General features: G+C 39.8%; 8 protein-coding genes. 6 read left to right on the top strand and 2 right to left on the bottom strand.

The genetic code is table 11. The features are described 5' to 3' along the window. Positions 1-41: 41 nt before the first annotated feature. Both A7985_RS06960 and A7985_RS06965 read right to left on the bottom strand, forming a co-directional pair. A complete protein-coding gene (locus A7985_RS06960) occupies positions 42-971 on the bottom strand; it encodes a hypothetical protein (protein WP_065789687.1) in 930 nt (309 codons plus the stop codon). An 84-nt stretch (positions 972-1,055) separates the two neighbouring features. Continuing rightward, positions 1,056-2,372, bottom strand: coding sequence for a sphingomyelin phosphodiesterase (locus A7985_RS06965; RefSeq protein ID WP_065789688.1), 1,317 nt, complete (start codon positions 2,370-2,372; stop codon positions 1,056-1,058). A 397-nt stretch (positions 2,373-2,769) separates the two neighbouring features. Between A7985_RS06965 and A7985_RS06970 the strand changes: the two genes are divergently transcribed. The 6 genes from A7985_RS06970 (at position 2,770) to A7985_RS06995 (ending at position 12,047) form a co-directional block, all read left to right on the top strand. Next, complete coding sequence (locus A7985_RS06970; protein WP_065789689.1) at positions 2,770-4,692, top strand: alpha/beta hydrolase-fold protein; 1,923 nt, start codon at positions 2,770-2,772, stop codon at positions 4,690-4,692. Positions 4,693-4,859: 167 nt separating this feature from the next. Further along, positions 4,860-5,273, top strand: coding sequence for a hypothetical protein (locus A7985_RS06975; protein ID WP_065789690.1), 414 nt, complete (start codon positions 4,860-4,862; stop codon positions 5,271-5,273). Positions 5,274-5,814: 541 nt separating this feature from the next. Further along, complete coding sequence (locus tag A7985_RS27075) at positions 5,815-8,382, top strand: fibrinogen-like YCDxxxxGGGW domain-containing protein (RefSeq protein ID WP_141685278.1); 2,568 nt, start codon at positions 5,815-5,817, stop codon at positions 8,380-8,382. Positions 8,383-8,684: 302 nt separating this feature from the next. After that, positions 8,685-10,052: a hypothetical protein gene (locus A7985_RS06985; RefSeq protein ID WP_141685279.1), complete on the top strand. Its 1,368-nt coding sequence runs from the start codon at positions 8,685-8,687 to the stop codon at positions 10,050-10,052. Positions 10,053-10,102: 50 nt separating this feature from the next. Continuing rightward, entirely contained in the window at positions 10,103-10,777 is a 675-nt protein-coding gene (locus tag A7985_RS06990) for a hypothetical protein (protein ID WP_065789693.1), read from the top strand. A gap of 412 nt (positions 10,778-11,189) precedes the next feature. After that, entirely contained in the window at positions 11,190-12,047 is an 858-nt protein-coding gene (locus A7985_RS06995) for a hypothetical protein (RefSeq protein WP_065789694.1), read from the top strand. Positions 12,048-12,662: the final 615 nt, after the last annotated feature.

Below are 12,662 nucleotides of genomic sequence, written 5' to 3' on the forward strand. Positions count from 1 at the left end.
GAGCTTACGCAGCTGATATCAAGCCCCTATCTAGGGGCATATCATTCGTTAAAAAATGCCTTTCTAAAGGCTTTAATTTCCGCTGTATAATGACTTTGCCATTGCTGTTCAGATAAATGTGAAAGCGCTGTTCTTCTGTCCATTCGTAACTTTGCTTTCTTTTTATTTAACGCATGATGATAACTTTTCACAGCCTTTTGTTGCTCGACGACCTGATTCTGTCGAGCTAAAATCGCGTTTGCCTTAAGTGGACTAAAATAATGCTGCGCTAGCTGGCTTTTTAACTGTGATAATTCGCTGGGGTCCATGTTTGCGCCTAGCAACTCTATCGCGATACTGTACTGTTCGTTTTTACTCGCTGGCACTTTGCCTTGCTGACCAAGGGTGGTTAGCTGCGCAAGAAATTCACTTTGTTCTAGTTTATTGCCCATTGCCGTTAATTCTGCCAACGTCGCTCTAGCATCGTAAAAAGAGAAGGCCTCATGAAATAACTCAGCGGCACTATCACCCCAGACTTGCGTGTAGATATTTTTGATTCTCTCAACTTTTTCCACAGTACTGGTGTTAAAACCTTCACTCTCTGTTAATTGGTTAAATTCCCTCTGTTTGGCTGGGTATTCAGCAATCAATTGGTATTTACTGAAACTCAGTTGATTTTGTAATTCCATTAATAAATCATCACATTCAGATCTCAGCGAGCAAGATTGCCAAAAAGATTCAATGAAGGGCTTTAGCTCCTCAATATCAGCATCAGCGAGTTTTTTAATCAACGCTCTTACTCGCTCGCCATCATATATTGGCTCAAATTGTTCCGTTCTATCTTGGTTATGATGGCGCGCCTCATGTTGCTCTTTTACTGGCGATTGTACGTGGGTTACATGCTCAACGGACGCTGAATCTGCGTAGTTAAAAACAACCAAAAAGGCGATTACCAATACTGAAAAAATAAAACAAAGAAGACTTTTTTTCACACAAAACCTCTACTGCGCAGTTGCGAGTTAATCACAGAGAGTGAGCTTGATAAATTAACATCCGCTCACTCTATTAATCGTAGATTACTTAATCACCGCTTTTACGGGAAAATGGTCAGATAAATCCCAATGCTCCCAAATACTCTGATGCGTGCTACGAGGCACTTTAACCTCATTCGTGTTATTACTCACAGCCTTGTACTCATCACTTACAACGATATAGTCCAAGTACTCAACTGTTTCTCCGGCTTTTTTTGCAAATGCGTTAACTCGAGGATCAAACGTCGAGCTTGTGTAACCTGTATATTGTGGCGCAGACGCTGCCAAGTTAGTCAGCATATTTGCGTAATCCCCCGGAAACTTAAGCTTATTAACGTTAAAATCACCACCGTAAACAACCGTTTCATTTTGTGGAATATTTAAGCTAATTGCCAAGTTGCGTATTTGTTTAAATTGCTGCTGTCGGTGCTGTCTTGCAGTGTCTGTATCACTGGAAGCGGTGTGCGTGGCAAATAGATGATAGGCTTCGCCATTTTTTATTATTTCAGCATAATTCACCCCTTTGTCAGCAAAGCAATCTGTACTAGAACAATCCGGAAACACATACTGAGCCTGATTGACGATTGGGTATCGACTAACGATGATCACACCGCCATCATATATATTGACCCCAGGCTTATCTAACATTCTAGTTTGATAAGGATATTCAGCCGAAATTTGCTGTAAAAATTCCTCGCGTTGAGCGTGAAAGACCTCTTGCAATAATAATGCGTCGTACCCTTTCAAATACTCTGGTAACAGCGCCATACGATCTGAGATATGAGAGGCAATAACAGGCAGCGCCCATATATTGTATGACATGACTTTAAGCTGTTCCGGCGCTGGTTCCGACGCTTCGTCTAACTGATTAGGTGTAATTGTGTAGTAAAAATCATCGTATCTCGCTGTAGACTTGGCTTTAAACGCCACCTCAACGGGATGCGACGATATATCCATGTTTGACTGGTAACGGTGTATATTTCTATCGCTAAACTTCGCAGAACTAAAGCCCTGTCCATGAGCACTATGGGTGATGGTCGATCCATACCACGTGCCTTTCATATTTTGTTGTAAGTTAACAACTTCCCCTGATTGGGTGGTCACTTTCGTTTTAAACTGATAGGTATGCCCTGACTTAGCGCCATAATAACGATTAAAGCTTAAAACCATTTTACTTTCATAGGGCTGTAACTGCGTGACATGCTGAGACCACTCATCGCCATACTCCATTAAATCTGAGCCGGTGTGCTCAACTGAAATATTTAAAATTTGATCGCTATTGTTGGTTAAATAGATATCACTATCTGCAAGCACTGATGAAGAAACCATCGCTGCAGCCAAGCTTAGTAATTGAAGTTTCATAATTTTTCTTGTTGGTGATTAAAGTTGCGAGAGATTATTAGGAATATATGTTACTTTTTTATGTCTTTTAGATGAATTAGTCTAGACCAGATTAACCAGAAGTTTTTGTCGGATATGAATGCCCAAGCCCTTCACAAAGTCTTGCTAATTCATGTCCTCAGTCTACCACCTACAACAGTTCAGCTTGCCCCACAGTTGTAACCTGCCATAAAACCGGCACCACTATGTAAGTCACTAATATATAAATAAACACTACTAAAATAATTATTTATAAAAACAGTAGTGAAAACGTCTAAATGCATATCACATATTTTACAAATGGGTTATTTGCTTAAGTTTTAAACCTTTTCTTTATACATTCCGACTAATAGGGGAACCCAAAAAAGGAGCATAATCGATGTATAAAATCTTAATGTTACTAACTGTATTTTTGGCTTTTTCAACTAGCCTTTTGGCAAACACGCTTCCAGTCATTACAAGTAAGCCAGTGATTGATGGACACCTAGATAAATCCCTTCAACCTATAAATCTAAATACATTCTCAAAGATCTATACATTTAATAATGAGTTTACTGAACAAAATATCAGTGCAAATTACCTCTTGGCTCTTCATCAACAAGGACTTTATGTTTTTATTCAAACTGATGCCGATAGGGTCCGTTTTCACAAACGTGGATACCTCTATGGTGATGGCTTCAAGCTGCTCATTGGTAAGGTCACACCATTTGGCATGAGCAAGGAATATCTAGAATTCGCCTTTTCCCCTACAAACTTAAAGGAAGATAAAGAGTTCGAAAGCTATGTTTCATCTTACAATGGCAATAATCAACACCGTGTGATTTCTAACCAAGTGACGCTAACTGCCAGTCAACTTAAAAACGGGACAGGGTTTGAAACTTTTATTCCTTGGCAATTTCTCCACCCCTACCACCCCGCTTCCCACAAAAATTTAGGTATAAATTTGTACTTTGCAAAAGGAATGGAAAACAAATCGGGTCAACATGTGACCAAAGGCTTTGCTATCAAGGCTGATGAAGGGCTGTGGGATGAATCAATTGAGCATAGAAATTTGAAAGCGTTTAATTTCGAACGCGGAGCAATTTTCTCGGAGGTTTTTGATGGTAGCTTTTACTTTGAGAACAACGCCGTTATTCAAGGTCAGCCATTAAGCGGAACCATTCAATCTACTACAACAAAAAATCACAAGAAAACATTCGAAATATCAGATGATAACTATGAGGTTATAAGTACTTTCGCAGACATTCCGGTAAATAGTGGTAACTTCACGTTGGCCACGACGTCATTGCCAATAGGTACTTATAAAGTGACGCTTCAAAGTACAGAAATTCACCATACGCAAAGAGTAACTATATTACCTGAAATTAAAATTCAATCACTTGTGGATGAGTTGGCGCATTTAAACTTAAGAGCAAGCGAAGAAGCAACATTGGCATTCAAGATAAATGAGCTACGTAGTCGAATTATTAGCTTAAAATCATATGAAACCGCTGAATCAATTGAAAAAGATTACTCTGAAATAAAGATCTTACTCAAGAAACGAGCACATGGTGAGCAATTTAATACTGTACCCAATAAAACCTATCGCAGAGCATTTTATTCATTGCTAGATGGTCAAATACAGCCTTACTCTATTCGATTACCAAAAGGGTACAACCCCAACATCAAGTACCCCTTGTTAGTCTTTTTACATGGTAGTGGCCAAGATGAGCAACACCTATTACAACGAGAGAGAAGTAATGGTAAATTTATCGAAATTGCGCCATTGGGCAGAGATATATACAACGCCTATGCATACCAACATTCCAATATCGACATAGAAGAAGCCATACAGGATGCACTTAAGCATTATTCTATAGACGAGAATAATATGATCATTGGTGGATTTTCGATGGGTGGTTATGGTGCACTAAAGGTCTTCTATGAAAACCCTCACAGATATAAGGCCGTAGCAGTTTTTGCTGGTCACCCAAATTTAGCCAATCAATGGCTAGATAACGGCCACTTTCCTAATTTTGAAAAGTTAAAATATTTGAACATTTTCAAAGATATACCAATTTTCATTTACCATGGTACAAAAGACCCGGCTTTGGAATTCAAATTAATAAAAAAGCTTGCTGAAGACCTAAACAAAACAGGAGCTTTAGTAACAACTTCGTTTATACCTAATCGAGGTCATATTTATCAAGACGCTAATACTCATAAACTTTATGGACAGTGGCTAGACAATATCATAAAGCAACAACACAAAATTGAGACAACACCCAAAGTTACACTTGAACGCCTTAAGGAAAGGGAGTAATAGTTTAACGCCTTTTATTGATAGTCCTATATGTCCAGCTAAACTTAGGACATCATCGCAAAGTGTATGCTCACTAAAACACGCATGTTTTTGAAAGAATGCGCTTTCTACCAGTTGGGCGAATTATGAACTGCGAACGATACGGACTCGAAAGCTAAGGAGGCTTAATGACAGAAAATAAACCCGATGAACGACACGCTCACGTCAAACAGCTACTTAGCAAAATGGACCCTGATGTCGCCGCCAGCTTTAGTTACAAACAACGAAAAGCACTGCAAAAAGTCATTAATACGCGAGATTGGAACAGTCACAAAATAGACTTTAGGCCAACGTTAGCTTTACCATTTTTGCCTTGGAGCTTTTATTTTGTATTCCTCGGAGGGGTGAACAAACGTAGTTTGAGCTCAGCAGAGCGTGTTACTGCGGCCATCGCATTTTTAACTACCTTACTCATTGTCGGCTTTATTTTGCTTGGTATTGTATTTGTTGTGCTCTATTTATTTAAGTCTTGGTTGGGTATTGATTTTTTCCCAGATGAATCACTGGGAATTTGGGATCAATTTAAAGACCTGTTTCGGTAGTAAGGTTTATAACCAGTATTAAAGTAGCATGCTAAAAACATTTTTATGTGCATCTATCGCAACTTTACCTTTGCAAGGCGGCCTACATCAGTTTGAGGAGTATCGCTGTTTGACGAGGCAAAGGAATAGACACTTTTATAGGCATGAATACGGTACATCGAAGTCGAAAAAAGACCTTAAACACCCATTTCTAATTCTGTAAGCTCAGCTTTTCAAAAAGCGAAAAGAGAGTAAGAAAAAGACACTTCAAATTAAAATGGTTTACCCACACTCAACCTGGTCAAAAATAACACAACGCAAATTTTATAATTGCCTCCCTTATCTATTTCCTTGACCTGACTGGCTAGTATAAGCCAGATTATTTAACCTAAAAAAACCTTAAAACATCAAAGACATTATATTAAATTGTTAATTTATTATGCGTTAATTAATATAATAATCAATTTTCAATAAATAGTATTTTTGTTTCATTCCTGCACAAAAGTCAGAGTGTTAAAATCACACTATATCCAATAACACAGAAGTCAATATAATGAAAGAAATGAAAACAAACACTATCGCAAAATGGGTAGCGCTAGCCCTAGGTGTTTCTTGCTCTGTCGCTCAATCACAAGAACTTGTCTTAAACGGCGACTTCAGCACACAAAGCCTCGCTGAGTCTGAAACTACTATGGTAGCCGATCATTGGCTTTTCTCTGGCACAGGTCAGGCGGGTCTTTTGAACCCGGCACCACACCATTATTCGAATGAATCTGAAGTTAATAACATTGCTTTCGCGGGTGCCAACTCAGTTATATCTCAAGACTTGGGTACTCCATTAGATCTGAACGCCAATTATAGAGTACGCGTAAAGCTAGGTTGGCGAGAAAATGCTGATGCTTTTAATTATAAAATTGGACTGCGTGTTGATAATCACACCATTGATATTACGCCAACCACGCAGCTAACCAAAGGCGTATTTACCCAGTTAGACATCGAGTTTAAACCAGATGCGACACACCAGTATTTGGCTGACCTGAATTCAAACTTGGTTTTAACTCTGGAGAATAATGACACACAGGTAAGCTTTATAGACTTTGATGATGTATCGGTGACTATTTCAGCTAAAAACCAGGACTCAGACCAAGACAATATGCCCGATAGCTGGGAGTTGAGCCACGGATTAAACCCTTCAGATCCATTAGACGCATCAACAGATCTTGATGGTGATGGTGTCACAAACCTCAATGAATTCTTAGCTGGCACAGATCCGACGAATGCTGCAAACTTCCCGCATATATTCAATCACCAATTCACCGGTAACGTTGAAATAGAAAGTGCACTGAGGTTAGTCCCTCAAAATACGGCCCCTATGGTGTGTAATACTGAACATGAAGGCTCAATGTACTACAACAGTGTTGAACGGCTCGTATTCGTTTGTGATGGCAGTATTTGGAATGAGTTTAGAGGGTTACAAGGTGAAGCTGGTGCAGCTGGTCCTCAAGGTATTCAAGGCCCACAAGGTATTCAGGGCGTTTCAGGAGAAATCGGTCCTGTAGGACCACAGGGAGATATAGGGTTAACGGGGCCTCAAGGGCCACAGGGTGTTCAAGGTGTATCTGGAACTTCTCATTGGCAAGATGGTGCATCTGCGGTGTCCACCACAGTTAAAGTGGGTGTCGGTACCGTCTCACCGAGCGCTGCACTTGAGGTCATTGGTAACGCAATCGCAAATGATCCAATTGAGTCAAACCACCTAGTAACCAAATCATATTCGGATGCGCAATATACAGAGTTGAAGCAAAAGTACGACCATTTACTTGCTATGGTTAGCACTCTGAACAAAGATGTTTATCCGAGTGACGGCTTAAGCTGTGCTGACGTACTTGCAAATAACCCAAATGCGCAAAGCGGCTTGTATCAAATTGATGCAGATGGCCCTGGCGGTAATGTAGCGATAGAGTATTTCTGTGATATGCAGAATATCGACGCGTCAAGACCTATTGTGCCTGCTGATACGACGGGTAGTAACAACAATATTGCTCTTGTATACAGCAATGGTTTACAACTTAATAATTACAGCGCAAGTGGTAATGTAAGTCCATTTAGCCCTGCTGGTGCATTTGATGGGCACGTTTACTACACAGATCCCAACGCAAAAGTAAATCCTGATGCTGGTAATATTGTCACAAAGGGGATTTGGTTAGCGCCAACTAATAGCAATCAATGGTTGCAGGTTGATTTTGGCAGAAAAACGGTTGTTACAGGATTTAAAACACAAGTTTCAACTCAGCACGCTGAATTCTCTCCAAGAACCCCAAGAGAAGTCATTTTCCAAGTCTCTAACGATGGCGTGAACTTTGTAGATCATGAGCAAATTGTTATGGACAAAGGCACTGCTCAAGTTACTTTGAATCGCGCAGCCTTTGGTACTCACTTTAGGCTGCACGTAATAAACACCCACGGCTCTAGTGATTATGTGCAAATTGATGAAATGGAGTACTTTGGATTTTTTGTTCAGCCAGATCCACAAGAGCCCGTAGATACGCAAATTTCAAACTGCCAAACAATCCTAGCCGAGAACCCACAATCGACGTCTGGATTTTATCAAATTGACCCTGACGGTACCGGCGATATTGCGCCATTCACTACATTCTGTGATATGGAACTAAAAGGAGGTGGTTGGACATTAGTTGGGATACGTTATGTGCCTAATAAGCCATATGATCACATTAATAATTTCGACGTACTATTCACTGAAGCGAGTAATATCACTTCGTTTGATGACAACTATCATTTACCTGACTCTCATTGGCAGTACCTAAAGTCGAATAGCCAAGAATTGATGATGAATATGCGCGACGTTGGAGTATATGCAATTGCTGATATTGCCGCATTACAAAACGCCAATTGCATTCCTTTAGTCGACACACTTGGTCGCGTGCCAAATAAAACAGGGGAAGAACAATTTAGACTGTTTTGGCAAGAAGTCTCTGGCTGTTCAGCTGTAGGTACCGACTATTCAATGCTTAATTATCATAATATTTATACTTATGATCCCAGCATTTATAAAGATACAAATATAGCAAGCACCGCATTTGAACAAACTAATTTTATTTATGTAAGGTAAGTTAAAAACAGCGCACAGGTTGCTAATTGCAGCTTGTGCTTTTTATCCTTACAGGGTCAAAAGAATATCCCGCAATAAAAATATGCCGCCCAAGTAATCTGTCGTAAATAGGTGCATGGCATACCTAAGCACAAACTATCACTCGCACTTATCGAAAAACGCCTTGCTTACCAAGCTTTAAGTGTTAGGAATTAATTCATAGTAATAATATTAAAATATGAATGGTCCTGAGCTAAATTCAGCTTTTTAAGCCACCGTAAGTTTTGGTGAGCTTTTTTTCAACTTAGAACGATGGAGAATTCATGATGGATTTATCAAGTAAAAATCGCCGAGATTTTATCAAAAAAGTCAGTATTACCGGTATTTCAGGTGTTGGTGTCGTGGCAGCTTCGAGTTCTCTTGCAACAGAAGCCCCGAGTAACCTTCAAAATACCAAGGTGTTTGACAATGTTAATGCGATGCGAAGTGCCTCACTAAGTGTCGGTGACGTCGTTACGACACTGGGTTATCACAACTCGCTGGATGGGGGTGGAAACCAATATACCGTAATAGTAGACAATGCCATTACCCCAGACAATGGGGAGTATATTGCACTCAATACAGGTGGGTTAATCGCAAAGGGGTTGTTTTCATCTGGTGTGCATAACATTAAACAATGGGGTGCTAGGAATGATGGTTCGGACTGTTCCGAGCACATTGAAAAAGCGCTTATATGGCAACAGTCTGCCCCAAACCGAGTGCTGTACGGTGCCGGCGGTACTTATGTGCTCAACCGCGCAGTTTCGATTTCAACAGGCTTAAAAAACGTATACTCCACGAATCTGACTCGCTCATACCCGCTTGTTTTAATCGGCGATGGTGATTGTATTCTTAAGGCAAGTGGACAAATTCGCGTACATCACTTTCGATTTCCTCAAGCGCGCAGTGATCACTTTATCGAAGGAATATGCTTTGATGGCGCAGGCATTATTGAGCGTGTTGTCTCGTTCGAGTGTACAGGAATGCCGGGCAATGGCACTATTAAAATAGCGCAAGACACCATTGTCAAAAACGGCCTTGCAATGGGTATCTACTGCCGTGGTGTTTTTGCACGCCTTTATTTTGATGGCTCAATACAAAATATTAGCACTGAACAACCATACCCTACGACAGGACTGAGCATAGCCCAAGGGACTAACAATACCGAATACACTAAACACGTAGTAATTGGCTCCTCTGCACACATTTCATCTATCTCTAATGGCTACAGTCCTATACGTGATGCTGACGGTATAATCTACATCGCTATGAAAGATGTTACTGAAAAACATGATGCCACCTTTACGGTAAACCCTGGCGCCACCTTCGAAAACTGCCAAGGCAGAGCGATTAAATCTCAGGTTGTTAATAATGTTATCGTTGGGCCCATCATTAAAAGGGATTCGTGTAATGGTCTAGTAGACATAGATTTACAATATGGTGGTGGCAGTATCTCAAATGCCGTAATAATCCATAAGAATAGTGCAGTAACTTACGCCATTGGTGTCTCAAAACGTGCGCTTCCAGATGTGACAGGGGTATCAGTTACACACAACACCCTTTCTATCATTCAAGACGATACGTCATTGCCAGTGACAACAGCCATGATAAGTGTTGGTGTACTGATAGCGTTCCACTCAATGGTGTTTTAATTCAAGGAAACAAGGTAGAAGGTAAAGTTAAATACTTTAGTACCGTCCGCGTGGCTGAACTTACTTCAGGTATCAATGAAGTGGTAATAAAGGACAACTATCTCAAAGCACTGCAAACAGCATTTCTGCAAGTTTGGGCCTGCAATGGAGGTTACCCTGAAGTATTTTTACGTAGTTCAGGCAATTTTGTTGAGGGCTACACGATACATACTGAACAAGTTCAGAACACGCGAGCCTTTCCAGTGACCTGCAATAACAGCGGCATTGCTCCTTTTAACATGATTAGCGAAGTAGCGTTAACTCAAACGCGCAGTAATGTTTCTGGCAATGCTCAAGCACATGCGCTTACATTCGATAAGGTCGCTTCAGACCACCTAGGTTTGTACAATAGCTCTACTGGTGAGTTTTCAGCGCCATTCTCGGGGTTGCTTAAGTTTCAATGTCATTTGGAGCTACACAATATTGACGATGAACATGGTGATTTAGAACTTACAATCCTAACCAACAGTGCCGTAAGTAACAGCTATGTGGCAAATTCAATTAACTTACAAACAATGAAAAGTAATAGTAAAAAATACTTTTTAAAAGAATGTGGTGAACTACAAGTTCAAGCAGGTGATACGTTGTCATTCAAAATTACGGTTGCAGGCAGCACGAATGGACTGGACATAGTGGCATCTCCAAACACAGTCATTAAAGTTGAGGCAGTTCCTGATTTAACCTGATTTATATCAGGGTTATTTTTAGTTCAATAAACAGGACATAACCATTTCTTAAAAGACTGCAGCAATGTAAGCCAAATCATAAGCCCTTAAGTCACAGGGCTTATTCAGATTAGAGTAAATATGCATTTAATGACAAAAACTGAGCGTATTTTTCTTTATATTATTTACCCCTACCTTCCTAATGCCTTTGGAAAATTTAATCATTGCCAATAATCCTTATATCGCGCGATAAATAGGTAAAACAGTCAATGTCATTCATGTGAATATTTTAATGAAGGATTAATTATTATTTAGTTTTGGTGTATGTTGGCTAAAGCCAGATTGCAAATTAATGACTTTGACTTGATTGCAATTGGCCCATTCAAGTGCATTTTTTGCATAGATTAAATCTGTCATTTACAGGAATTAAATAATGATAAAATCTCTCTCTACATCTGCTTTTGCCACAACATTCATGCTCGCATCTACGATTGTCTCTGCCACTGATACAGCTGTAATTACCTATGATGAAGTGTTAGATGGTGTGGATAACAACACCCATTCTTTGTCGATTGGTGTGTCTTTTTCGGGTGACGTCATTGCAGGTATGGAGCAATCAACCAACTCACTTCTAACAGGCAAACGTGAAGAAGCACAAAACTTATTTGAAGGAGCAGGATCTCAAGCTCGTTATAGTTTTGTATATCGCGATAACTCGGGAGAAAAGTGGTTTGTAGGTGCTGAAAATGCCTCAGGTCTTATATCGGGAACATGGTATGGCGCAAATGGAGACAAAGGTGACTTTACAGCAAACTTTAGCTGCCCTTCGCCACTCCCTAGCTATTGTAGCACCTTGAATATGACCGCTGACGCGATATTTTCAGGCTCAGGATTAAATTACTCTAGAGCTATCGATGAGTCTTTTTTACAAGACTCCAACGATCCTAACAAAGGGCTTTACGTGCAATCTGATGACGGCGGCCTCCCCTTTCCAATGGGATTCAATATAGAATTTACTAAAACATTTACCTTACAATCATTTAAGTTTGGTACCTATAACAATGGACAAGGAACGCGCGCTACGGGTTTTACCTTTGAAGTATGGGAGAATAACGGCTGGGTCAACAAAGGAACGTTTAATTTCAATGCATTACCTTCAAAGCAGTGGATTAGACAAGAGTTCTCTTTACCTGCACCTGTCACAACGTCAAAAATTAGAATCGCCGCTACCGGCACAAGTGACTATTACAACGGCGGTCGTGTTTTAATGTGGGGTCTATCTTTCCATTAAAATATTAATCAAGCCCCTGCATCGCAAATTGCAGGGGCGCTAGAATAGATATTAAGAGAATTACGCAGTCAGAAAAAGTAGACCAGTGTAAAGTAAAAAAGGTACATAATTATATTGATTGTATATACAGTTAAACTAAAAACGTCACCATTCCATTTTTTTGCAATTTCTAAACCCCAATAAAAATTAAAAACAATACTCATAAGAACTAGTGGCGCGCAACGTAGATTAACGATACCGAACATCCAAAATCCGCACCTGATGAACCAATGTCGTAAAATGATCAACAGTGCTTGGTTGAATAGAATAAGATTGCTAGAAAAAACACATTGAAGATTACTGATATTTTACTCTTAACAAGCTAACTAACATAAGCCCTTGTACTCTATTAGTTTTCTTCTATGAGTCATACTTACCATTATTTTTGCATATGGAAGACATTGCATCTCCATAAATGTCCATTTAATTTAATATCCTACCCACTCATGTATGCTCTTAATTTCTTATCTAATTAAAGGCACAAAAATTATATTTTCACACTTAGCATGGAAGTAAACCATAGCTAATTGGGCATGAGCCTTGAATGGATTATATTTGCAAAGCGCTTACGATGTT

This window comes from Pseudoalteromonas luteoviolacea (assembly GCF_001696455.1).
GTDB classification, from domain to species: domain Bacteria; phylum Pseudomonadota; class Gammaproteobacteria; order Enterobacterales; family Alteromonadaceae; genus Pseudoalteromonas; species Pseudoalteromonas luteoviolacea_C.

Bases quoted from the DNA above. Each gene is read 5' to 3' on its own strand.
- A7985_RS06985 (WP_141685279.1), top strand. From the start codon at position 8,685: ATGATGGATTTATCAAGTAAAAATCGCCGAGATTTTATCAAAAAAGTC.
- A7985_RS06965 (WP_065789688.1), bottom strand. From the start codon at position 2,372: ATGAAACTTCAATTACTAAGCTTGGCTGCAGCGATGGTTTCTTCATCA.
- A7985_RS27075 (WP_141685278.1), top strand. From the start codon at position 5,815: ATGAAAACAAACACTATCGCAAAATGGGTAGCGCTAGCCCTAGGTGTT.
- A7985_RS06970 (WP_065789689.1), top strand. From the start codon at position 2,770: ATGTATAAAATCTTAATGTTACTAACTGTATTTTTGGCTTTTTCAACT.
- A7985_RS06995 (WP_065789694.1), top strand. From the start codon at position 11,190: ATGATAAAATCTCTCTCTACATCTGCTTTTGCCACAACATTCATGCTC.
- A7985_RS06975 (WP_065789690.1), top strand. From the start codon at position 4,860: ATGACAGAAAATAAACCCGATGAACGACACGCTCACGTCAAACAGCTA.